Annotated in this window: 20 protein-coding genes; 10 read left to right on the forward strand and 10 right to left on the reverse strand. The window is 71.4% G+C overall.

Translation table 11 applies throughout. The features are described 5' to 3' along the window. Nucleotides 1–301: 301 nt before the first annotated feature. The 3 genes from AB0G16_RS18675 (at nt 302) to AB0G16_RS18685 (ending at nt 3,672) form a co-directional block, all read left to right on the forward strand. Entirely contained in the window at nt 302–1,117 is an 816-nt protein-coding gene (locus AB0G16_RS18675; protein WP_362806110.1) for a MerR family transcriptional regulator, read from the forward strand. 440 nt (nt 1,118–1,557) lie between these two features. Continuing rightward, a complete protein-coding gene (locus AB0G16_RS18680; RefSeq protein ID WP_362806112.1) occupies nt 1,558–3,123 on the forward strand; it encodes a hypothetical protein in 1,566 nt (521 codons plus the stop codon). An 87-nt stretch (nt 3,124–3,210) separates the two neighbouring features. Next, nucleotides 3,211–3,672: a hypothetical protein gene (locus AB0G16_RS18685; protein WP_362806114.1), complete on the forward strand. Its 462-nt coding sequence runs from the start codon at nt 3,211–3,213 to the stop codon at nt 3,670–3,672. A gap of 1 nt (nt 3,673) precedes the next feature. Here AB0G16_RS18685 and AB0G16_RS18690 read toward each other — a convergent pair whose 3' ends face one another. The 6 genes from AB0G16_RS18690 to AB0G16_RS18715 all read right to left on the reverse strand — a co-directional run bounded on the left by AB0G16_RS18690 (nt 3,674) and on the right by AB0G16_RS18715 (nt 9,625). Next, entirely contained in the window at nt 3,674–5,662 is a 1,989-nt protein-coding gene (locus AB0G16_RS18690; protein WP_362806116.1) for a hypothetical protein, read from the reverse strand. Nucleotides 5,663–5,850: 188 nt separating this feature from the next. Further along, a complete protein-coding gene (locus AB0G16_RS18695) occupies nt 5,851–6,408 on the reverse strand; it encodes a dihydrofolate reductase family protein (protein ID WP_362806118.1) in 558 nt (185 codons plus the stop codon). Further along, entirely contained in the window at nt 6,405–7,043 is a 639-nt protein-coding gene (locus tag AB0G16_RS18700) for a TetR/AcrR family transcriptional regulator (protein WP_362806120.1), read from the reverse strand. The genes AB0G16_RS18695 and AB0G16_RS18700 overlap by 4 nt, the downstream gene beginning before the upstream one ends. A gap of 370 nt (nt 7,044–7,413) precedes the next feature. After that, nucleotides 7,414–8,367: a hypothetical protein gene (locus AB0G16_RS18705; protein ID WP_362806122.1), complete on the reverse strand. Its 954-nt coding sequence runs from the start codon at nt 8,365–8,367 to the stop codon at nt 7,414–7,416. Beyond that, entirely contained in the window at nt 8,364–9,236 is an 873-nt protein-coding gene (locus AB0G16_RS18710) for an ABC transporter ATP-binding protein (protein ID WP_362806124.1), read from the reverse strand. The genes AB0G16_RS18705 and AB0G16_RS18710 overlap by 4 nt, the downstream gene beginning before the upstream one ends. Beyond that, nucleotides 9,233–9,625 carry a GntR family transcriptional regulator gene (locus AB0G16_RS18715; protein WP_362806126.1) on the reverse strand — a complete coding sequence of 131 codons (393 nt, stop codon included), beginning with the start codon at nt 9,623–9,625 and terminating at the stop codon, nt 9,233–9,235. The genes AB0G16_RS18710 and AB0G16_RS18715 overlap by 4 nt, the downstream gene beginning before the upstream one ends. A gap of 237 nt (nt 9,626–9,862) precedes the next feature. Between AB0G16_RS18715 and AB0G16_RS18720 the strand changes: the two genes are divergently transcribed. From AB0G16_RS18720 to rpe, 7 genes are all read left to right on the forward strand, one after another. Beyond that, complete coding sequence (locus AB0G16_RS18720; RefSeq protein ID WP_362806128.1) at nt 9,863–12,118, forward strand: primosomal protein N'; 2,256 nt, start codon at nt 9,863–9,865, stop codon at nt 12,116–12,118. A 49-nt stretch (nt 12,119–12,167) separates the two neighbouring features. After that, complete coding sequence (locus AB0G16_RS18725) at nt 12,168–13,829, forward strand: hypothetical protein (protein ID WP_362806130.1); 1,662 nt, start codon at nt 12,168–12,170, stop codon at nt 13,827–13,829. A 40-nt stretch (nt 13,830–13,869) separates the two neighbouring features. After that, nucleotides 13,870–15,246, forward strand: coding sequence for a hypothetical protein (locus AB0G16_RS18730; protein WP_362806132.1), 1,377 nt, complete (start codon nt 13,870–13,872; stop codon nt 15,244–15,246). Between the two features lie 77 nt (nt 15,247–15,323). Then, nucleotides 15,324–15,872 (forward strand): peptide deformylase, encoded by a 549-nt coding sequence (def, locus tag AB0G16_RS18735; protein ID WP_362806134.1) that lies wholly within the window; start codon nt 15,324–15,326, stop codon nt 15,870–15,872. 5 nt (nt 15,873–15,877) lie between these two features. Continuing rightward, nucleotides 15,878–16,807: a methionyl-tRNA formyltransferase gene (gene fmt / locus AB0G16_RS18740; protein WP_362806136.1), complete on the forward strand. Its 930-nt coding sequence runs from the start codon at nt 15,878–15,880 to the stop codon at nt 16,805–16,807. A gap of 5 nt (nt 16,808–16,812) precedes the next feature. Continuing rightward, nucleotides 16,813–18,354: a transcription antitermination factor NusB gene (locus AB0G16_RS18745; RefSeq protein WP_362806138.1), complete on the forward strand. Its 1,542-nt coding sequence runs from the start codon at nt 16,813–16,815 to the stop codon at nt 18,352–18,354. A 104-nt stretch (nt 18,355–18,458) separates the two neighbouring features. Further along, complete coding sequence (rpe, locus tag AB0G16_RS18750; protein ID WP_362806140.1) at nt 18,459–19,115, forward strand: ribulose-phosphate 3-epimerase; 657 nt, start codon at nt 18,459–18,461, stop codon at nt 19,113–19,115. A gap of 204 nt (nt 19,116–19,319) precedes the next feature. Here the strand turns inward: rpe and AB0G16_RS18755 are convergent, their stop codons facing one another. The 4 genes from AB0G16_RS18755 to AB0G16_RS18770 are packed head-to-tail and all read right to left on the reverse strand — an operon-like array spanning nt 19,320 to nt 22,658. Then, nucleotides 19,320–19,883, reverse strand: a complete 564-nt coding sequence (locus AB0G16_RS18755; RefSeq protein ID WP_362806142.1) for a MauE/DoxX family redox-associated membrane protein — start codon at nt 19,881–19,883, stop codon at nt 19,320–19,322. A 1-nt stretch (nt 19,884) separates the two neighbouring features. Beyond that, a complete protein-coding gene (locus AB0G16_RS18760) occupies nt 19,885–20,328 on the reverse strand; it encodes a S26 family signal peptidase (RefSeq protein ID WP_362806144.1) in 444 nt (147 codons plus the stop codon). Beyond that, complete coding sequence (locus tag AB0G16_RS18765) at nt 20,328–22,151, reverse strand: ABC transporter ATP-binding protein (protein WP_362806146.1); 1,824 nt, start codon at nt 22,149–22,151, stop codon at nt 20,328–20,330. The genes AB0G16_RS18760 and AB0G16_RS18765 overlap by 1 nt, the downstream gene beginning before the upstream one ends. A 3-nt stretch (nt 22,152–22,154) precedes the next feature. Beyond that, nucleotides 22,155–22,658, reverse strand: a complete 504-nt coding sequence (locus AB0G16_RS18770; RefSeq protein ID WP_362806148.1) for a hypothetical protein — start codon at nt 22,656–22,658, stop codon at nt 22,155–22,157. Between the last annotated feature and the right edge of the window lie 956 nt (nt 22,659–23,614).

The following is a 23,614-nucleotide window of genomic DNA, read 5'->3' on the forward strand; positions in this document are numbered from 1 at the left end:
CCCTTTTATTGTTCGTGTGACGTCTCTACAGCGGTGAGATCGCCCGACCAGACGACCCCCCGCCCGCCCCAGCCCCCCGGCTGGGGGCCGGGCGGAGCCGGCTCCGCCCGTGCCCGGCGACGGCCCAGCCGATGACGGGTCCAGCCCGATGACGGCCCGCGCTCGACGACGGCCCCCGTGAGAGCTCTCACGGGGGCCGTCGCACGTCCCGGGGAGGTCTCCGGGCAGGTCACGGGTCCGGCCGGGCCCGCGGGGACACGGAGTTTGACCCTCCTGTAGCCGGAGGGCCGATGCTGGATCCATGTTGAGCATCGGTGAATTCGCGAACCTGACCGGCCTGAGCGTGAAGGCGCTGCACCACTACGACGAGAAGGGTGTCCTCGTCCCGGCCGACGTCGACGGTGAGTCGCGCTACCGGCGCTACTCCGAATCGCAGGTGCGTGCCGGGGCGACCGTCCGGGTCCTCCGCGACGCGGGTGTCCCCCTTCCCCGGATCGCGGAGACCCTGCGCGAGGGGGACGTCGCGGGCATGCTCGCCCGCCACCGCGAGGACGTGCTGTCGCGGCGGGCGGAGGAGGACGCCGCGCACACCGCGGCCGAGCTGGCCGTCGCCGCCTACGCCACCCCGGTGGAGGTGACGAAGAGGCGGGCCGCGGCGCAGCCGTACGCCGCGCGGGTCCTGCTGGTCGACGTCGCCGACGGCGCCGACGGCGCCGACGAGCTGGGGAACGAGATGTTCCGCGAGCTGTTCGTGGCGCTGCGACGCGACGGCCTGGGCCCGGCGGGGCCGTTCTGGACGACGCTCCAGGCGGGGCCCGGGCCCGAGACGGTGCGCGTGCTGTGCTGCTGGCCCACGTCGGAGCCGGTGCCTGCGGGCTGGGGCGGTGAGGACACCGTCACCGGGGAACTGCCCGCGCGCACCGAGCTGGTGGCCTCGTGGCGGTCGGCCGGGAACGCCGCCGTGCCGCAGGGCGCGGCGCACCCGGCCGTCATCGGGCTGTGCGAGGGCATCGCCGAGCTGGGCCTCGAGCTGCGCGACACGGAGATCCGCCAGCATGTCGTCGGCCAGGACGAGAACGACTTCACCGTGGAGGTCGCCGTAACCATCGCGTCCTGACCGGCGCGGCGCGTGCCCCCGGGGCGGGGCCGCGCCCGGCCGCGGCCCCCGGGAGACCTGGGGAGTCGGCCAGCAGGAAGCGGACGAAACGCCGGGCCTCGGGCACCTGGTCGGGACGGCCGGGAAAGGTGCGCCGCCAGGTCATGTCTCCGGGGCGGAGCCGTACCATCGCGTCGATCGACTCCGGAGCCACACCTTCGTGGGCCGCGGTCATCGGCTCTCTGCCGGTCTCCTGGGCGGGGGAACGTCGTCGGCCCCACGCCGGCCCGCCCCGGCCGCGCGGTAACCCCGGCCGGCGACCGGTGAACCACCCCGCCGCCATGCCCTCCCACCTGGGAGAACGCGCCTCGGGGCGGCTGATGAACCCCATTCGCGCATCGGGCCGTCATTCTCCGTGGCCGTCGTCGTACGATCCGTGATGTCCGAGGAGGGGGGCGCGGATGCCCGCGGAGGGATACCGGATCCTGCTGGGGTGCAGGCGGCGCAGCGAGGCGCTGCGGGCCTGCTCCCTGACGTTCGACCAGATCGCCGACGTGTTCGCCCTCGACCACGAGGTCAGCCCGCTGCGCCTGTACCGCTACGCCCACGGCCGCACCGCGAGCGACGTGGTGGCCGCCTGCAACGACCTCGACCCGGCGGGCACCGCCTGCCTGCGGACCGCGCGCCTGTACGACTACGAGTCCTGGCCGCGGGCCGGGCGGCGCCCCGGCGCCGGGGCGGTCGCCATCCTCGCCCGCGTCTACCGGACCACCGCCCGCCGCCTGGTCACCGGCGAGGTCTACGCCTCCTACGGGGTACGCGACCGCGACCTGCTCGACCGCGAGGACCACCGCCACCTCGACCCGCACCACCGCCGGCAGGTGTCCGCCCCGGCCGTCCCGGGCACCAAGGGGACGGAGGCACTTCCCCTACCCGTCCCCGCGCCTTCTCGCTGCGCCGACCTGCTGCGCGCGGTCGGCGCAGAGGAGGCCGACGTGAAACGCCGCGAGCTGCTCTTCGAACTGGCCCTGATCCTGGGCGGGACGCCTTCGCTGGGTCTGCTGCGCCACCTCACCCCGCCGGAACGGGAGCGCCTGGCCGCCGCCGCCCGGCACCGGGTCCCGGTCGACGCGGCCACCATCGACGTCCTGGAACGGCTCACCGACCGTCTGTGGGCCATGGACGAGGCGTCGGGCCCCCGGCGGGTCCTGCCGGTCGCCGAGGCCAAGCGCGCCCTGGTCGACGACCTCCTCAGGCGGGGTTCCCTCACCGGAGCCGCGCGCGAACGCCTGCTCCGGGTCTACTGGAGCCTGAGCCACATGACGGGCTGGAGCCGCTTCGACCTGGGGGACTATCCGGGGGCGGCCCAGCGGTACGACGAGGGGCTGGCGGCGGCCCACGAGCTGCGTGCTCCCGCCCTCCTCGCCCACCTGCACGGGTTGCTGGCCTACATGGCGCTGTACGAGAAGAAACCCACGGTGGCCATGGACCACGTCTTCGCCGCCGAAGGCTGGGCCAGAGAGAGCGGCAACCCCCTGCAACAGGCGGCGACCGCGATCCAGGTCGCCCGGGTCGTCTCCAGCACCAGACGCGACCACGGGGGCCTGCGGCTCCTCGATCGCGCCACGGACCTGGCGGGCGTCAGGGTGAGCGAGCCGAACCCGCGTCACCTGTTCTGGCTCGACCAGGACCGTGTCGCCTCCTACGGGGTGTTCTGTCTCCTCGAGCTCAAGCAGGCCGACCGGGCAATCGCCGAAGCGGAACAGCGGCTCGCCCGGATGAGGTCCGACTCCGTCCGCGAGCGAGGCATCCTGCAACTGGAGTACGCGACCGCGTTGATCCAGAAACGCGAGATCCCGGCGGCCGTCGCGGCCGTCGACGAGGCCGTGCACATCGCCGCGCGTCACAGCTCCGCGAGGCTCATCGAATCTGTCCGGCAGGTGCGCGGGCGGCTTCAGCCGTGGGAGCAGAGCAGACACGTCCGGGAACTGGACGAACGGTTGCGCTCATCAGCCATCCCGGTCTGACCTGACCCAAGGCTCTTTCTGAAAACAACGTGGCTGTCGGACATCATGGAACGTAGACGAAGCGGGCCGATATGAAGGAGGAAATCTATGGCACGTCCTGTTTCCACGCGTATCGGTTCGGTCGTGCTCGTTGCCACGGGGACACTGATTCTGGGGGCGTGCTCCTCGGCCCCACCCGGCCCCACGGCGGCTCAGGCGGAGGTGAGCCTGAAGGCCGACATCGACGGGCTCATGAAGCAGATGCGTCCGGAGAACCTTCGCGTGACCGACGGCGGTGGAAAGGACATTCCCTGCGGGGAGGGAAAAGCGAAACGGACATACTCGGTCACCGGGATGGACGCGTCCAGCATCGACGGACCGGTCAACGTGTTCAACGTCCTGACCGGCGGGCTGGGACAGCGAGGGTACAAGGTTGTCTCCGTCGACTGGAAGACACCGAGCAACGAGTCGATCAAGGGGGAGTCCCGGGTCAAGATAGTCGTCGACTCGTCGCGGAAGAAGCACTTCGAGATCCGGGGCGAAACAGGATGCCTGCGGAGCGATCTGTGAACTATCCGAAGGGCGTGGGGTTCGTCTGCGTGTTGTTCTTGGCCCCGCCGAAGGCGTTGTTGAGTTTGGTGGCGGCTTCTCCGACCGTGCTGTCGTCCCCGCTGCCGGAGCCGTTACGGATCAACCAGTCCGCAAGGTTCTTCAGCGCCTTCGGGTTCTTGGCGAGGTCCTTGAAGGGAAGGATGTTCCCGTCCTTCCCGGTGATGGGAGGTCGGTTGAACGCCGGGTCGTCCGGGGGCACCGTGTAGGAGAACCCGTGGCGTTCAAGCTGATGGAAGATCCAGTACTCGCGCCCGAGGGTGGCCAGCCTGTCGCGCTCCTTGAGCCTGTCCAGGCGGGTCGTGTCGATGTCCTTGTACGAGTCGATGGTCTCGCTCACGGGTTTGCTGAGCATCAGCCAGACCATGTCGTCGAACGAGGTCACCACCAGGCCCAGTCCCGTGGCTCCGAGGCCCGCGAGGTCGACTCCCAGGCCGAGCAGGAAGAAGAGCCTGTCCTTCTGCTCCTGGTCGAACTCGTCCATCTTTCCCTGGACCTCGTTCGCCGCGGCGAGCTGCATGCCGGACACGTATCCCAGGCTCGCGAAGGTGTTTCCCAGGTGCTTGATGCCCGCCCCGCGGTCCTTGGCGCCGGCCTCGTTCATGAGGTGCACGGCCAGCCTGCCCATTCCCGCGTCGAACGGTTTCATGTGCCCGGTGGAGTGGGCGAAGATCTTGAGGAAGCGGTAGGTGTCGCCCGGGCTGAGGCGGAACTTCGGATGCAGTCCGGCGGTGAGGGAGGTGGTCTTCTCCAGGGCGCTGTCCCGGGTGCGGTTGGCGTCCCCGGCGTTGGCGCCCTCGGTGATCTCGGCGGCGTAGGCGCCCGCGAGCATCGACATGAAGATCCTCGCCCCCGGCGCCACCTCCATCGGCTCTCCCTCCGGACGGCGGAAATCGCCACGCGTCCGCAGGTCTCCCATGGTCGTCATGACGTTGAAGGCGAACCTCACCGCCTCGGGGCCGGGGGAGCGCTTCTCGAAGACCCCGGCTCCGGCGGCGAGCATCCGGCCGAACTCCGCCTCCAGATCGAACGCGATCCCGGAATGGTCGTTCGGGTAGAGCGAGACCCGCGCGTTGAGCTCGGAGAACAGCGTGCGCAGATCCGCGGGCCGCATGTCGTTGAACAGCGTCCTGGCCGTTTCGGGGTTGTTGGCCAGGGCGGGGAGAAGGTGCTTCAGATCGGCCGCGCCGCCCTGCGAGTCCTCGGTCTTCGAACTCCCCCCTTTCGAGCCGCCGTTCCCGGAGGACGTCCCGACCCGGGGGCCGACGACCGCGGCGAGCCAGCCGGTCGGGAACCTGCCGTGCCCCAGCAGCAGGCCCAGATCGTCCGCGGGAATCTTCCGGAGGCTCTCGGGCTCCCAGGCAGTGCCGAGGACCCCCGGCTGCCCGCTCACCGCGCCCGCGAGGGCCGTCCCCAGGGTCTTCGCGTTCTCCCTGAGGGACGCGACGTCACGACGGTCCAGCTCGCGAAGGACGCGCACGGTGTTCTTCGGGCCGACGACGGAGAAGAACGCGGAGGTGAAGGCGGCGTCGTCCCGTCGCTCGGTGAGCTCGTCGAAGACCCGGCCGTAGTCGTCCTCGCCGAAGCGCGTGGTCGTGTGCGACAGGCCGAGAAAGGTCTGCGCCAGCTTCCCTCCCTCGGCCCTGGCGGTGCTGTACGTCGCGAAGCGCTTCTCGTCGAAGGACACGAGCCCGCCGCCGGGTGGCGGCACGCCCCAGGAGCCCGGCCCGTCCGCGCCGATGTCCCAGCGGGCCGCCAGCTCGGCCGCCCGGATCATCTCGTTGCGCCCGCGCAGCCGTGGGATCTCCCGCTCCAGCCAGTTCTCGGTCTCCCTGAGCCGCGTGATCCCGGAACGGTCGACGTCCACCGAGGACAGCGCCCGGGAGATCGCGGGAATCTGCTCGCCCAGCACCCTGCGCGCCTGCTCCATCGAGGCGATGAAACTCTCCATCGCCTCCGGGGCGATTCCGGAGAAATCATCCGGATGTGGCCCGCTTCCCGCTGGGGTCGGGGATGTCGCTGTCACAGGGAGTCCTCCCGGCAGGTGGTCCGCACCTCCCACTGTAGGAACTCCGATCGCAGGAGAATACGCATTCGATCGCTCGGGACGCTTTCCCGATCAGGCCGCCACCCTTTGGATCAGGTGCCCTGACCCCCGTTCTCCACGGTGTAGGTCGTCTGGACGAAACCGGCGCCGGGGACCGTGGTCGAGCGGTGGACGAGCGCGATGTCCGCCTCCAGGGGGCCGAAGAGGCGCAGGCCGCTTCCCAGGAGCACGGGGGCCGTGGTGATGGTCAGCTCGTTCACCAGCCCGGCGCGCAGGAACGATTGGATGACCTGGCCGCCGTCGGCGTAGACGCTCTTGGTGCCCCTTTCGGTCAGGGCCCGCACCAGTCCGTCGAGGTCGCGATGGACCGTGACGCGGGGGTCGGCGTCGGCGCCCAGGCGGGTGCTCAGGACCGCCACGTGCATGCCGTCGTACGGCCAGTGCCCGGCGCCGAAGGAGAGGGCCGTCTCGTAGGTGGCGCGGCCCATCACGATGGTGTCGATCCCGGCGATGAACTCCTGATAGCCCATGTCGCCGGCCTGTTCTCCCCGGCTGGTGAGCCAGCCGATGTCGCCGTCGGGACGGGCGATGAACCCGTCCAGGCTGGTGCCGATGAACACCGAGACGGTGAACGGCGGTCGGGACGTCATGCGGTGGGTCTCCTCGGTGTGTCGTCGTTGTGGTCGGGGGCGTCGGGGACATCGGGTCGGTGGACCCGCAGCAGGTGGTCGATGTCGGCGCGCAGGACGCGGGGGAGATCGCCCTCGCCGGTCAGGGCCCACAGGATGAGCGTGCCGTTGTAGGCGACCTGGACCGCGCGGGCCAGCCGTACGGGATCGGCGTTCCCGGTCAGCTCGCCGGTGACGACGGCCTCGGCGAGCAGTCCGGTGATCTCCTCCCGCATCCGGCGGGCCTGCGTGACGGCGTGCTCGCGGAACTCCGGATCGGTCAGGTCGAGCTGCAGGAAGGCCAGGGCGTTGGCCGCCTCCTCGGGTGTCCCCATGGTCGAGGCCAGCTCGGTCAGGGCCTCGTACAGGGCCGTCAGGGGAGAGTCGTGCCGCCGCCTCGCCCGTCCGAAGACCTCTCCCGTGCCGGAGGCGGACCATTCGGCGAAGGCCAGCAGGAGGCCGCGCTTGGACCCGAACCGCTGGACGAGCGCGGCCGGGGACAGCCCCGCCTCGGTCGCGACGGCGGCCAGGGTCAGGCCCGCCGGCCCGTGACCGCCGATCGCCCGCCCCGCGGCTCGCAGGATCGCCTCGTCGCTGGTGGTACGCGGACGTGCCATGGCCCTCCTCCGGTGCTCCCGCCCCCGCCGTTCCTGAACGGCTGTTCAGGAACGGCTTCCCGGGAAGGCTACCGTGCCGGGAGGAGTTTGTAAAAGAACGTTCATTTATTAATGGAGCGGGAGGCTTTCCCCTGTGCCGGAGCGTGACGGAGGGTGACGGCGAGTCGATCCTTCACGCCGGAGCCCGCGGGCGAGGCCTCGCGCCCGGACGTCGCGGGGCCTCGCGGGGGTGACCGGGGAGGCGCACCCCTCACGTCGAGGTGCGCGGGGGAGTCTCACCCTTCACGTCGAGGTGCGCGGGGGAGCCTCACCCCTCACGTCGAGGTGCGCGGGGGGAGAGTCCCCTCGGGGCGGGGGGCTCGGCAGAGCCTCATCCCTTGCGCCGGAGCGTGCGGTGGACGGTCACGCCGGCCAGGACCAGGGAGCCCGCGGTCAGGAGGGCGGCCTCGGTCCACTGGAAGCGCCAGAACCGCGACGGCGGATGGTGGTAGACCGCGTAGCGGTAGCCCATGCCGAACAGGCATCGTTCGTGGGCCTCCTGGTTCCGGTTGCTCCGCCCGGCGTCCGGCGGGCGGGGACACACCCCCGCGGGCGGAACCACCGCCTCCCTCCCGGAGGGATCGATCCAGGCGCCCCTCACCAGCCGCGCGTCGGGGTCCGGGAGAACGGTGGTGTCCGCCAGCACCGTCCGCACCGGTTCGGCGTAGTGCTCGCTCAGGCCGAACAGGGTGAACGTCGTCGCGGAGACCAGGGCCACGACCACCGCCATCGCCGGCAGCGTGCGCCGCAGCAGCGCTCCGGCCGCCGCGCCCAGCATGAAGGCGTACAGCCACCACGCCGCCGGGGCGACGCCCACCATGTTGAAGACGCCGATGTTGCCGAACACGTCCTGCCGGAAGACAGGTCGCCACAGGCTGATCATCGCCGACATCAGCAGTCCGGCGACGACCAGCAGGGCGGCGGGCACGGTGAGCTTGACGGCCAGCCAGCGGCGCAGGGAGACCGACTGGGTCCAGGCCAGCCTGTAGGTGCCGCGCTCGTACTCGCGGCCCAGCAGCGGCGCGCCCCAGAACGCGCCGACCAGCGCGGGGGCGACGATCGGCAGCCAGCCGAAGATCGTGTAGATCGCGTCGTGGCGGTCGCCGAGGGCCCTGGCCAGGTCCCAGCAGGAGGGGGCCGTCCCGGGGCAGCCGGGTGGCGCGTGCCCGGAGATGTAGGCCCTGGCCTCCAGCGCCGAACCCAGCAGGAGCAGGCCGAGCGCGGCGAGCAGCCCGCCGGTGACGACGATCTGCGCCCGGTGCTGGCGCCAGGTCAGCCAGATCACGCCCTCACCCCCGCCGGGGCGGGGAGCGCGGCCGCGCCGGGACTGCGCAGGTAGGCCATCACCAGCTCCTCCAGGTCCGCGGGACGGGCGCTCCAGCGCGGGTCGAGCGGGGGCGCGCCCCGCACCAGCAGCCGGGCCCGCCTGCCGGTGCGGCTCGCCTCGACCACCCGGCTCCCGGCCGGCGGGGTGCCGGCGAGCTCGGCCGGTCCGGTCAGCACCAGGTGCCCGGCGAGCAGGTCGTCGATGTCGCCGCTGACCTGCACCCGGCCGTCGTTGATCACGACGAGCCAGTCGCAGGTGTCGCGCAGGTCGGCGACGACGTGGGAGGAGAGCAGGACCGTCAGCGGCCGCCCGGCGGCCTCGGGGGCCTCGGCGACCGCGGCCATGAGGGCGCGCATGACGTCGTGCCGGGCCAGGGGGTCGAGGTTGGCCAGCGGCTCGTCCAGGATCAGCAGGCCGGGACGCCGGGCCAGCGCGAGGGTGAGCGCGATCTGGGCCTGCTGCCCGCCCGAGAGCCTGGCGACCCTGCGGTCCGGCGGGATGCCCAGCCCGTCCAGGCGGGTGGCGGCGTAGTCCTCGTCCCAGGTGGGGTTCAGCCTCCGTCCGAAGGTGAGCGTCTCGGCGACCGTGAAGGAGTCGTACAGCGGCTTGTCCTGGGACATGAAGGCCGTCTGGCCCGCGACGTCGATCGTCCCGGCGTCCGGGGTCAGCAGCCCGACGATCGCGTGCAGCAGCGTGGTCTTGCCCGCCCCGTTGGGGCCCACCAGGGCGGCGACCCGGCCGGACGGGACGGCCAGCGAGCAGTCGCGCAGCGCCCAGGTGCGGCGGTAGCGCACCCCCAGGCCGGTCGTCCGCAGTGCGACGTTCACGCGATGCCCTCCCGGAACCGGCCGGCGACGGCCATGGAGAACAGCGCCTCCACGTCGTCGCGGTCGAGGCCGGCCGCGTGCGCCCGCCGGACCCATTCCTCCAGGTCCCGGCGCAGGGCGGTGTGGCCGGCCAGCCGGGCGCCGCCGATCGAGCGCTGGACGAAGGTGCCCAGCCCCGGCCTGCCCGTCACCAGGCCCTCGCGCTCCAGCTCGCGGTAGGCCTTGAGCACGGTGTTGGGGTTGATCGCCAGAGCCTCGACGACCTCCCGCGCGGTGGGCAGCCGGTCGCCGGGCCGCAGCGCGCCCAGGCGGAGGGCCTGCCTGACCTGGTGGACGAGCTGGAGGTACGTCGACACCCCCGACCCGCGGTCCAGATGGAACTCGATCACACGACGCACCTTTTCACTAAATGAGTAGTTGAATGGTGTTAACGCCGATCCGCTTTGTCAACACGTCCGGACTCGGCGGCCGGGGTATCCCCGGCCCCCGCCACCCGGCGGTGACGGCGGGGCGCGAGACGTGACCTGACCGGCGCGGCCGGAGACTAGGATTCGGGATCGTCCCGCGTTCCCCTCCACCCCGAAGGACCCGTAGGTGCTCCACCCCGAAGGACCTGTAGGCGCTCGGTGACCTACACCGGCCCGGCAGCGGACGACGGCGCGTTGCTGCCCCTCGACGCCGTACGCGAGCGCGTGCCGTCGGTGCCGTCGGTGCGGTCGAGGGCGCTCGCGGCACTCCCGGCGCCCGCGGTGCGCACGGGGGTCACCGAGCTCGCGGAGCTCGACGCGGCCCGGGCGGCCAGGGGCGTGCCGGAGCTGGCCGCGGTCGCGCCGGTCGCGCGGGTCCTCGTCGACACGCCGCTGCCGCACCTGGACCGGCCGTTCGACTACCTGGTGCCGGAGCCGCTGGACGCCTCCGCGGTGCCGGGCTGCCGGGTCCGCGTCCGGTTCGCCGGGAAGCTGGTCGACGGTTTCCTGCTGGAACGGGCGGAGAGCACCGAGCACCAGGGCAGGCTGGCCCGCCTGGAGCGGGTCGTCTCGGCCGAGCCGGTGCTCACCCCGGAGATCGTCGCGCTGGCCCGCGCGGTGGCCGACCGCTACGCCGGGACCATGGCCGACGTGCTGCGCCTGGCCGTACCGCCCCGGCACGCCCGGGTCGAGGCCGAAGATCGCGACACGCCCGGACCGCGCGACGCCGAGAAATCCGCGCCGGAGCCCGCTCCCGCTCCCGGGTCCGGTTCGGGGGCCCACCCGGGGGCCGGTCCCGCGACCGACCCCGGAGCCGACGCCGAGACCGGCCCCGGGACCGGCCCCGGCCCCGGCCCCTGGGCGGACTACCGCGAGGGGGAGGCGTTCCTGGCGGCGCTGGCCCGGGGGGACTCGCCCCGGGCGGTGTGGACCGCCCTGCCCGGGACCACCGAGAGCGGCCCGGCGTGGCCGGAGGCGGTCGCGGTGGCCGTACGGGAGGTCCTGCGAGGGGGCAGGGGGGCGCTGGTGGTCCTCCCCGACGGCAAGGACGTGATCCTGGCCGACGCGGCGCTGAGCGTGGCCCTGGGACCCGGCGCGCACGTGGCGCTGACGGCCGACCTCGGGCCCGCCGAGCGCTACCGGCGGTGGCTGCGGGTGCTCAGGGGCACGGTGAAGGCCGTCGTGGGCACCAGGGGAGCGGCGTTCGCCCCGGTCGCCGACCTGGGGCTGGCGGTCGTCTGGGACGACGGCGACGACCTGCACTCCGAGCGGCTGGCCCCCTACCCGCACGCCAGGGAGGTCCTGGCGCTGCGCGCGCACCAGGCGCGCGCCGGCCTGCTCATCGGGGGCCACGCCCGCACGGCGGAGGCCACCCGGCTCATCGCGGCCGGCTGGGCCGGTCCCGTCGTCGCGGCCCGCGCCACCGTCCGGGCCAGGGCGCCCCGGGTGCGCCCGGCGGGGGAGGACGGGGAGCTGGCCAGGGACGAGGCGGCCAGGGCCGCCCGGCTGCCCAGCCTGGCCTGGCGGACCCTGCGCGCCGGGCTGGAGACCGGGCCGGTGCTGGTGCAGGTCCCCCGGCGGGGGTACCTGCCCGCGCTGGCCTGCCAGAGCTGCCGGGCGCCCGCGCGCTGCGGGCACTGCGGCGGCCCGTTCGCGCTCCGCTCCGGTCACGTCTCGCCCTACTGCCGCTGGTGCGGCCGGATCGCGGCCGACTGGCGCTGCCCCTCCTGCGGCGGGGCCAGGGTCCGGGCCCAGGTGGTCGGCGCCCGCCGCACGGCCGAGGAGCTGGGACGGGCCTTCCCCTCTGTGCCGGTGAGGACGTCGGGCAGGGACGGCGTGCTCGCCAGGGTCGGCCCGGGCCGGGCCCTGGTGGTGGCCACCCCCGGGGCCGAGCCGGTGCCCCAGGGCGGGTACGCCGCGGCGGTGCTGCTGGACGGCTGGGCGCTGCTGGGCCGGCCCGACCTGCGGGCCGCCGAGGAGACGCTGCGGCGGTGGATGAACGCGGCGGCCCTGCTGCGGCCCTCGGCCGAGCTCGTCGTGCTGGCCGACTCCTCGCTGCCCTCGGTGCAGGCGCTGCTGCGCTGGGACCCGGTCACCCACGCCGAGCGGGAACTGGCCGACAGGACAGAACTCGGTTTCCCCCCGGCGATGAAGATGGCGACGCTCACCGGCTCTCCCGGGGCGGTGAGGGAAATGCTCGGAGAGCTCGTCCTGCCCCCCGAGGCTCAGGTGCTCGGGCCCGTCCCCGTGACCTCCTCCAGGGGCGATCAGGTGCGGGAACGCGCCATGGTGCGGATCGCGCCGGACTTCGGCCCGGCGCTGGCGGCGGCACTGAAAGGGGCCGTGGGAGTGCGTTCCGCGCGCAAGGCTCCGGAGGTGGTCAAGGTATGCATTGACCCCCTGGACGTGATTTGAGGCGTTTCCCCGATTCGCGGTGCTGGCAGTAAGCCGTTAATTTTCCCCTGTGTCGATCGAATGGGTGAATCGGGCCGTAGACGACCTGCGCGCGTGGGGGCGTGCGCACGGCCTCGACGTTGACGCGGACGAGGTGCGCCTGCTCTGCGACTACGCCAGCGACTATCTGGACGTGAACGAGCTGGGTGACTTCACGCCCGTCGCCTTCGAGGAACTGCTTCTCAACATCTACCCGCGCAAGGTCATCGCCCCGCCGGAGAGCGCGGCCGAGACGGTCGCCGCCGCCCGTACCCTGGTCGACTTCCTGCTCGCGACCGAGGAGATCGGCGGCAAGATGGCCGTCCGGATGCGCGGCGTGCTGGACCGGATCGAGCCCGAGATGCCCATCGCCCTGGCCGACACCTCCCGGTTCGGCATGGCCAAGAGCCTCTTCAGCGCGATGGGCGCCGACTCCCTGGAGCAGGACGCGGTCCTGTCGGTCTCGGCGGTGCAGGAGGAGCCCGCCGTCGAGCACTGCGAGTGCCCCGGCTGCTCGCCCCTGCCGCCGGTGCGCCTGGCGCCCCGCGAGACGCTCGCCGCGAGCGCGCCGCGGGTGCCGCTGCTGACCGACGCGCGCAGGCTGGTGCAGTGGATGCTCGCCGGGGGCCGCACCCCGACCGTCAAGGGGCGCCTGCGGGTCCGCGACGCCGCCGAGGCGGGCACCCAGCTCGCGGTGGCCGACCCGGCCCTGCTGTGGGACCTGGCGGTGCACACCGGCCTGGTCGAGGTCGAGGGCACCGCGATCTTCGACGGCGAGGACCTCGACCCGCTCGAGGTGTGGGCCGCGACGATCGAGTTCGTCGTGGACAGGGACACCGGCGGCGCGGTGACCGGCCACGTCTCGCTCGACGAGGAGCTCTACGGGCTGTGCGACATGCTCTACCGCCTCCAGGCGCCCGTGCCGGTCCCCCTGGTCAGGGACTACCTGGAGGAGATCGGCCTGGCCGAGGGGGGCGAGATCGACGTCGACGAGGCCGTGCGGCGGCTGGCCTACTGCGGGATCGCCGAGCCCGCCGCCGAGACCGCCGCCGAGACCCTGCGGCTCACCCCGCTGGCCCTGTGGGGGCTGCGCGAGCTCTACACCGGCCTGGGCGTCGAGGCGCCCGAGGCGGCCGACCTGACCGCCGCCGACGCGCCCGAGCTCATCGAGGGGCTGCTGTCGGGGATGCCCGCCGAGGCGGCCGAGGCCGACATCGACGGCTGGCTGGAGGACAGGGACCCGGCGCGGGCCGCCACCGAGCTGCTGGGGTCGGTCTCCGGCGCCCCCGCCGCCGCCCGGGGCGTCGCGGTGACGATCGTCGACCGCCTCGGCCCCGAGGCGGAGGAGGCCGTACGCGCCTTCCTGGAGGACTCCGAGCTGCGCCCGCACGTCATCCACTGGCTGACCGCGCGCGGCCTGTCCGCGCCCTCCCTGAGCCGGCAGGAGGCGCTCTGGATGAGCGTGGACACACTGGCCCTGGCGATGCCCGCGGCCGAGGAGGACCCCGAGACGTTCGCCGAGAACATGTCGGCCTCGGGCCCGGCGTCGCAGGTGATCGAGGAGATGTGGCGGGTCGACCACCCCGACGTCGTCGACGTCCTTGAGCTGCTGGGACGCTCGCTGAGGGACCGCGACGCGGCCAAGGCGGCCCGCAAGGCGGCGTTCAAGGCGCGTTCCCGCGCCATCGGCTGAGCCGTGTATGCGTGAGGCGCGAGTGCAGTAAGTTTCACGGGTGGCAAAGAGCGGGAACAGTGGGAACGTCTTCGACATCGGCGAGCTCCGCAGGCTGGTCGACGAGCTGGGAGCGGCGCCCCGCGAGCTGCGGGCGGCCGTCCTGGAGGAGTCCGTCACCGCGCCACGCTGCGACTGCGCCTCACGCGGCGACGCGCTGAGCTTCCCGCCGGTCGAGCTCGCCCCGGACGCCGAGCTCGCCGCGGCCGTGCTCCGGGTGCCGCTGGTGGCCGACGCCCGCCGGGTGGCCGCCTGGACCGGCGCCCGCGCGGTGACCCCCGAGGGCCTGCTGCCCGACCCGTTCGCGCCGTGCGAGGCGCTCGGCCTGCCGGGTCCGGCGCGGCTGCACCTGCTCTGGGTCGTGGCGGTCAACACCGGCATGCTCCGCATCGCCCGCGGCCGGGTGGTCCCCGGCCCGCTGGAGCTCTCGGCCGACCTGCCGCCCACCACCCTGCTGGAGTTCTGGGACGGCGTGGTCATGGACGTCCTGGACCGTGCCGACGACGACCTGACCGGCTCCGAGCTGATCGACGACCACCTGGCCGAGATGCTCGCCACGCTGTACGCGGTGCGCGACGGCCTGTCCGCCGCGACCCTGGTCAAGGGCATCCTGCAGTCCCACCAGGTGGCCTGCGGGGCCCGGCCGGCCCAGATGCGGGGGCTGGCCGCGGCGCTCCCGTCCCAGCTCGCCTCGGCGCTGGAGCTGCTGGCCTACTGCGGGCTGGTCGAGACGTCGCGGGCCGGCTGGCCCCGGCTGACCCCGCTCGGCATGTGGGCCGTCCGCCAGGACCTGATGCGCGAGGGCCACGACGCGCCGACGAGCGCCGAGGCCGCGGTCTTCGCCGACCTCGGCGCGGCCGAGCTGGTCGAGGCGATCATGAAGGGGGCCGCCGCCCCCAGCGCCGTCACCGTCTGGCTGGAGTCGCGCCACCCCGAGGCCGCCGCCCGCGAGCTCGTCAAGGTCGCCGCCTCGGGCACGGCCGGGCGGCGCGGCGCGGTCGGCACCATCCTGGAGGAGCTCGGCCCCGAGGCGGAGGCGCCCCTGAGGGAGGCGCTGTCGGAGCCCGCCATGTGGCGCTACGCCGCCTCCTGGCTGCACATCCGGGACCTGCCCGCGCCCGCGCTCACGCCCGCCGACAACACCTGGCTCGCCGTCGACTCGCTCGCCTCGCTGCTGGAGAACGGCGACGCCTCCGAGGCGATCTGCGAGTTCGACGCGCTCGAACCAGGCGAGGACCTGCTGCGCGTGGTCGAGGAGATGGCCCTGGTGGACCACCCCGACACGATCGCCGTCCTGGACCTGCTGGGCTCCCGGCACACCGACGCGGCGGTGGCCAAGTCCGCCCGCAAGGCCGCCATGAAGGCCCGCTCCCGCTGACCCCGGCGAGGTGGCCCGGGCAGGGCGATCGGCGCCCTTAGACTGGGGTGATCCCCTGAAGCGTGAGGAGACCCCTGTTGGCCATCCAGGCGATCCGCCTTTTCGGCGACCCGGTGTTACGCACTCCGGCCGAGCCGGTCAAGGACTTCGACAAGGAGCTGCGCAAGCTCGTCAAGGACCTCACCGACACGATGATGGACGCTCCCGGGGCCGGCCTCGCGGCACCGCAGATCGGGGTCGGGCTGAGGGTCTTCACCTACTACGTGGACGACCGGCTCGGACACCTGATCAACCCCGACCTGGACCTGTCGGACGAGTGCGACGAGGAGGGCGAGGAGGGCTGCCTGTCCTTCCCGGGCCTGTCCTTCCCCACCCCCCGCGCGATCCGGGCCGTGGCGACCGGCTTCGACATGCACGGCGAGCCGGTGACCCTGGAGGGCACCGACCTGATGGCCCGCTGCTTCCAGCACGAGACCGACCACCTGGACGGCGTGCTGTTCATCGACCGGATGGACGTGGCACAGCGCAAGCTCGCCATGAAGGCGATCCGCGAGGCCTCCTGGAGCGGCCTGTCGGCCCCCGCTGTCAAGTTCTCCCCGCACCCCACCCAAGGGAAGGCTCTGTAGGAACCTTGCGCCTGGTCTTCGCCGGAACCCCGGACACCGCACTGCCCGCGCTGCGGGCCCTGATCGACTCGCCCCGGCACGACGTCGTCGCCGTCGTCACCCGTCCGGACGCCCCGTCGGGCAGGGGACGCGCGCTGCACCCGAGTCCCGTCGCAGAGCTCGCCGGACAGGCGGGCATCGAGGTGCTCAGGCCGCCCAAGGCGGGCGACCCCGCCTTCCTGGACCGGCTGCGCGAGCTCGCCCCCGACTGCTGCCCGGTGGTCGCCTACGGCGCGCTGCTGCCCCAGTCCGCCCTGGACATCCCCGCGCACGGCTGGGTCAACCTGCACTTCTCGCTGCTGCCCGCCTGGCGCGGCGCGGCGCCGGTGCAGCACGCCGTCCTGCACGGCGACGCCATCACCGGCGCGACCACCTTCCGGATCGTCAAGGAGCTGGACGCGGGCCCGGTCTACGGAGTGGTCACCGAGGAGATCCGCCCCGCCGACACGAGCGGCGAGCTGCTGGCCAGGCTCGCCGGGTCCGGCGCGGGGCTGCTGGTGGCGACCCTCGACGGCATCGAGGACGGCAAGCTGGAGGCCGTGCCGCAGCCCGCCGAGGGGGTGAGCCTCGCCCCGAAGATCAACGTGGACGACGCCAGGGTCGACTGGTCGGCGCCCGCCATGCGGGTCGACCGCCTCGTCCGGGCCTGCACGCCCGCGCCGGGCGCGTGGACGGAGTTCCGCGACCTGAGGATCAAGCTCGGCCCGGTACGACCGGCCCCCGACGCCCCCGGCCTGGCCCCCGGCCGGATCGCGGCGTCCAAGAACTCCGTCCTGGTCGGCACCGCGACCTACCCGGTCGAGCTGGGCGAGGTGCGGCCGCAGGGCAAGCGCCCGATGGGGGCGGGGGAGTGGGCCCGCGGCGTGCGGCTCACCGACGAGGATCGGCTGGCCTGAAGATCATGAGTAACGGTGGCAACGGCCGCAACGCGCCGCGCGGTCACGGCGGTCACGGCGGTCAGGGCGGTCAGGGCGGTCAGGGCGGGAGCGCCCGCAAGGGCGGCGGCAGGGGTCCCAGGCCGCCCAGGCCGGTCCGCGACGAGGCGCGCAACACCGCCTACGACCTGATGCGCGCGGTCGACGAGCGGGACGCCTACGCGAACCTGCTGATGCCCGCGCTGCTGCGCGAGCGCCGCCTGTCCGGGCGCGACGCCGGCCTGGCGACCGAGCTGGCCTACGGCACCCTGCGCGGCCTGGGCACCTACGACGAGATCATCGCCGCCTGCAGCGACCGGACCCCGGAGAACGTGGACCCGCCGCTGCTCGACGCCGTCCGCCTGGGGGTGCACCAGCTCCTGCGGACCCGCGTCCCCCCGCACGCCGCCGTGGGCACCACCGTCGACCTGGTCCGGCTGCGGGTCGGCATCGGCGCCTCCAAGTACGCCAACGCCGTGCTGCGCAAGGTCTCCACCCGCTCGCTGGAGCAGTGGATCCCGATCGTGGCGCCCGATCCCGCCGACGACCCGGTCGGCCACCTGGCGGTCGCCCACAGCCATCCCCGGTGGATCGTGGACGCGCTCCGCGACGCCGTGGGGGGCGGCTTCGACGAGACGGCCGCCCTGCTGGCCGCGGACAACGAGCGTCCCCGGGTGACGCTGGTCGCCCGCCCCGGCCGCTCCTCGACCCGGGAGCTGCTCGACGCGGGCGCCGAGCCCGCCCGGTACTCCCGCTACGCCGCCTACCTGCCCGAGGGCGACCCCGGGGCGATCCTCGCGGTGGCCGAGTCCCGTGCCGCCGTGCAGGACGAGGCCAGCCAGCTCGTCGCGCTGGCCCTGACCCGGGTCCCGGTGCGGGGCGCCGACTCCCGCTGGCTCGACCTGTGCGCGGGGCCCGGCGGCAAGGCCGGCCTGCTCGACGCCCTCGCGTCCGACGGCGACGAGGCGGGCCTGCCGGCGACGGCCCCGGGGGCGGACGGCGGCACGGGCACTGACGGGCCGGTGACCTTCGGCGGCGGGGCGAACCTGCTCGCCAACGAGCTGCAGTACCACCGGGCCCGGCTGGTACGCCAGACGACCCGGCGGGCCGCGGTCATCACCGCGGACGGCACCGAGCCCGCCTGGCGGCCGGGGGTCTTCGACCGGGTCATGCTGGACGCCCCCTGCACCGGCCTGGGCGCGCTGCGCCGTCGCCCCGAGGCCCGCTGGCGCCGCGACCCGCGGAGCCTGCCCGAGCTGAGCGCGCTCCAGCGCGGCCTGCTGACCTCCGCGCTGGAGGCCGTCCGTCCCGGCGGTGTCGTCGCGTACGTGACGTGCTCGCCGCACCTGGCCGAGACCGTCGCCGTCGTCGGCGACGTGCTGCGCGACCGCGACGACGTCGAGACGCTGGACGCCCGCGCCTACCTCCCCGAGGTCGCCGAGGGCCTGGGCGAGGGCCCGTACGCGCGGTTCTGGCCGCACCGGCACGGCACCGACGCGATGTTCCTCGCCCTGCTGCGCCGTCGCTGACCCGCCCCGGGACGGGGGCGGGGGAGGGCGGCGGGGGAGTGCGGGAGGCCCCGGCCCGAGGCGGGGACGGGGACGGGGCCGGGGACCCATAGAATCGGCCCATCATGGCCGTACAGATCTCGCCCAGCATCCTGTCCGCCGACTTCGCCCGCCTCGCCGAGGCGGCCGCGGCGGTCCCCAACGCCGACTGGCTGCACGTGGACGTCATGGACAACCACTTCGTGCCCAACCTGACCCTCGGGCTGCCGGTCGTCGAGTCCCTGCTCAAGGCGACCTCGACGCCGCTCGACTGCCACCTCATGATCGAGGACCCGGACCGCTGGGCCCCCTCCTACGCCGAGGCCGGGGCCGGGAGCGTCACCGTCCACGCGGAGGCGGCCAAGGCCCCGGTGCGCACGCTGCGCCAGATCCGCGCCGCCGGCGCCCGCGCCGGGCTGGCGCTCAACCCGGCCACCCCGGTCGAGCCGTACGAGGACCTGCTCGGCGAGCTCGACATGCTGCTGCTGATGACCGTCGACCCCGGTTTCGGCGGGCAGAAGTTCCTCGACGTGGTGCTGCCCAAGATCCGCCGCACCCGGGAGCTCCTCGACCGGCACGGCGGGCAGGTCTGGCTCCAGGTGGACGGCGGCGTCTCCGACACCACGATCGAGCGCTGCGCCGAGGCGGGCGCCGACGTCTTCGTGGCGGGCAACGCCGTCTACGGGGCCGAGGACCCGGCCCGCGCGGTCGACGCCCTGCGGGCCCTGGCCGCCGGAACCTGATTCCCTTCCGGGAGCCCTCGCCGATTCGGGTGTCTCGACGAATCCGCTCCTGAAAGATCCCGCCGCGCGTTCGGTCGACCCGGCGTAATCGTTTCGATTCGCTACCGCTCGCGTTCGTCGCCTTGCCCGGCGACCGGATCGCTGTTTTCCGGATGTCTCGCTCCTCGAGCACGGAAGGCGTTCTCGATCATCGGCGGGAGATCCTCACCGTACGGTTTCGCTTTCGATCCCGGACACCCCTCCCGCGCCACTTCGGAACAATTCGACGACATCATCCATCGTCACACAGACGACGGCCGCGAAAAGCCCTGTTCCTGCCGCCAGGATCATCCCGGCCAAGGGGATGAGTGGAGCAGAGGACATGCTGATCAGACCCGCCACGCCCGCCAGTGCCAGGCAACCGTTGCGGACCACGTGGCGGGCCCCGAAACGGGTCCCCTTCCGGCCGAAGCAAAGGCACTGCGCCCGGCTCCCTTTTCTGACCTCGGCCGAGACCACGACCGCGAAAACGATCGAGAGCGTGGTGGCCGTCGCGAAACCGTAGGCCGCCCAGTGCGTCGCATCGGTCCAGACGGTGGCCAGGGCGAGAACCGTGAGGACCTCGGCGGCCAGGATCGCGGCGCCCAGGAGGTTCGACAGTGGTTCTGAAACTTTTGAAATCGTTTTCAGGGAGTCGACGAAGGCGGCAAAATCCAAGATCTTTCCCACCGAGGACACGGCGAACACCACGGCGAGAAGGGTCGCGCAAAAAAAGGCGATGTGCCCCATTTTAATTTATCCTTCTGGTCACCACGGCCACGAGATCATTCAGGGAGACGAATCCGAGCTGCCGTGAATCCATGCTGTGCGCCTGGTTGTCACCCAGGATCAAAGCGTGTCCTTCGGGGACCGTGTCTCCTGGAAGTATGGTTTGCTCTTTCGAGATCGCATCGGATTTGAAGTCCGAGGGCACGGGCTCTCCCGCGACGGCCGCGACACGCTTGACCAGCCAGCGGTTCTTCACGGTCGGGCCGGGATGGCGCATGAGGATCACCTGGCCGGCTCGGAGAGGGCCTCCGGGTCTCCTCCGGACGGCGAGCAGTCGGTCCCCGCTCCGGTAGGAGGGCAGCATGCTGGCGCCTGAGACCTCCGCGATGAGAAGGCCTCGTCGCAACCACAGCGCTCCGCAGGCCAGAATCACCCCTGTCAGCGCTGTCAACTGTCCCAACATCATCAATCCTTTTCATCGCCGTAACCCGAGGACTGAAGCTTGAAAAGCCGTGCGTATACACCGGCTTCCTCCATCAGGTCGGTGTGGGTGCCTGTCTCGGTGATCATGCCCTCGTCCAGGACGGCGATCACGTCCGCGTGACGGACCGCTCCGAGGCGATGTGAGATCAACAGGCTGGTGCGCCCCCTCCGGTAGTTCCTCAGGTTCGAGTGGATCTCGTGCTCGGCCTCCGCGTCCAGTCCTGAGCTGGGCTCGTCGAGGATCAACAGATCGCGATCGTCGCGAAGCATCCCTCTCGCGATCGCGACTCTCTGTCCCTGCCCCCCGGACAAGAGAACGCCCTCGGAGTCGTCGGACGAATGAAAAAATCGAGTGATCATCGTGTCGTAGCCGCGTGGCAGGGCGGTGATGATCTTGTCCGCACCGGCCCTGTGAGCCGCGTTCTCGATGGCCTGACGATCTTCCAGTTTCTCCAGGTCGCCAAGGCCGATGTTCTCGGAGGCCGTCAAGTCGTACTGCATGTAGTCCTGGTAGACGGCGGTGATCCGATTTCGTAGATGTGCGGGGTCGACGTCACGCAGATCGACGCCGTTCCAGAGAATCGAGCCGTCGTCCGGATCGTAGAACCGGCTCAGCAGCTTGACCAGGGTGCTCTTCCCGGACCCGTTCAGGCCTACCAGCGCAACGCTGCTCCCGAACGGGATGGTCAGATTCACCCCACGCAGGATCCACGGGTGTTCCGGACCGTACCGGAACCACACGTCCTTCAGTTCGATCTCACCGGCGGCCTCGGGAAGCCGGCCCGTCCTCACCGGTAGGTCCGGCTCGACGCCTACAACCGCCCGGTAATGCTGGAAAAGCGTGAGTTGCTGATGGGTGGAGGCGATCTGGGTCACCATGCCGGCCAGGTTCATCTGCACCCCGGCTATGGCGGCCACGAACATCACGACATCGCCTATCGTCAGGTTTCCACCGACGGCCTGTACCGTCGCCCAGACCAGCCCGCTGCCTGAGATGATCGCCGACAGCATGCCCAGGCTGAACTGAGTGATCATGGTCCGGTGATCGATGCGGCGTTTCTCGGCGTCGGACGTACGGCGCTCGCTGAGCATTCGTGAGTGCAGGAAGTCACCAAGACCGAACAGCCGGACTTCTTTCGCCGCCACCGCGCTGGAGATGAGCTGGCTGTAGAATATCTCCCGGCGCTCGACGGGGCCCAGCTCCCAGACCATTTGCGCTCGGCGTTTCGACAACAATATTTCCGCTGCGAGTGCGGGCAGGGCTCCCGCCAACGCGGCCGCTGCCATCACCCAGCTGATCGTCAGCAGGGAGCCGAAGAACCCGGCGAAGGTGATGGTGCCGATCATCAGTCCCAGGGATGTCTCGAAGACCTGTCCCGGTGTCGATACAGCGGCTTGGGTGGCCAGGCGAAGCCTGTCTATGAATGAGGGGTCCTCGAATCTGGCCAATCCTGGAAGACGGTTCACTGCTCGATAAAGCCGGTCCTGGGAGAGCAGTCCGATCTTTCGATCCAGCTCCGCACCGGCGTAACGTCTGAGCGCCGAGGTCGTGGCGGCCAGAAGTCCCAGCGCCGCGAGCCCCACCGCGATCGGCCACACCGTCTTCAGATCTCTTCCGAGACTTATGTGATCAAGCAGAATTTTCGTCAGCCAGGCCGTCAGCACGGGAACGACCGCCGCGGCCACGGCCATGGCGACGATGCCGGTCACCCTTGCGCCGCCGGCCCGCCAGGCCAGCTCAAGCGCCGGTGGAAGCTCCCGGAAGGCCTGACGCGAGGAGGAACCCTGTTCGTTCGTCTTTCGCATGCTTCAGACCGGCAGTTCTTCTTTGATCCTTGGAAGTCCCGTGCTCAGCACCTTTCCGCCGCGAACGGTGACGAATGCAGGAGTCCCGGTGACCTCGAATGCCGTGCCTATCGGGCCTTGAATCCCCTCCTGTACCACTTCGCTTGTTTTTTCCAGCTGTGCGGTCATGTCGCTCAGCCCTTCTCCGGAGGAGACCATGACCGCCAGAGTGGGACTGCCCGAGGTGTTCGCGTGTTCGATGAATTTTGGAAGCGCGTCCTTGCAGGGCTCGCACCCCGGTGACAAAAATGCCACCAGCGTTTCTTGCTCAAGGGAATCCTTGGTGAGGTGCCGGCCCCGGGTCGTGATCGCCGAGAACTCCCCCAGGTCCGCCCCCACCGGTAGGTGAAGTCGGCGTTCGGGGAGAGGAGCCTCCTTCCGGAGGCCCCGGATGACGCCCAGGGTGAGCAGGAGATTGAAAACACAAAATATGCCTACAAGGCAGATCGCCGCAACAACATAGGGCATGGGACACCTTAAATGGTATGGTTTTAATTGTTGTGCACAAGTGCTCCCCGGCCGTGGGGGCGATCAACCACCTCCACGGCCGGGGAGCACGGGACTCAAGTGTTCCTAAAATTTACGTACATGATTTACTGGAATTCCGGCGCAAGCCGATCGGGCGGCCGGTGTTCCCGGCCGTACGATCTGCTCTCAGCAGGTCCATCCGCAAGTGTTGCCCTGCTGGACGATGCAGCAGGTCTTGTACGTCCCGCAACCTTCACGTCCGCCGCAGGCGGAGACCTGCTCGCAGATGTGAGGACAACCCGCCTCGGCCACGGAGGACGGCACAAAAAGCGCAAGCAGCTTGTCGCTGAGTCGCTGGATCTGACGAGTCATTTTGGTTGTTCCTTTGCTTTGCGCTGCGACGCCCATGCCGTTTCTCCGGAAATGCTGTGCGGATTTATTTTCCCCGGGAACGCGGCATGCGTCGTCGCAAGATTTACGGGGCCCTTTTGTTTCGGATATTTTCGGGCCCCTTGACTCTTCTGAGATTAATGAGTCGTGTTTGATCGGGTCAATAGTGCTTCGGGGGTCAAACAGCCACGGAGAGTGATTTCCGGAGTAGTTCATCGCAATGCGCGGCGTCAGCGCCTGTGCTCATCATGAAAAACATATGGGTGGGCCGCCGTGCAAACTGTTCGAGCGAACGGGGGTCGCATGAACCCGCCAGAACTCGCGGCGCCGCGGGGTTTCGTGGCCTTACCCGATGGGTAGGCCGGCCATCCTCGGCCCGTACCGGGCGCGAAAGGGCACCGGTGGTGGCCGTCTGTGTCCCGGCCCATACTTGGGGGGCTGGGCGTCGCCCGGTTCGTCACCGGTCAAGCCGGGCGGTTCACGTGGTTCGAGTTGCGCGGTTCAGGCCGGTACCACGTTCGTGGATCCTGATTTGTGTGGTTCCGCCACAGGGGGTAGCCGATCGA

This window comes from Streptosporangium sp. NPDC023615, from assembly GCF_040640155.1.
GTDB lineage: Bacteria > Actinomycetota > Actinomycetes > Streptosporangiales > Streptosporangiaceae > Streptosporangium.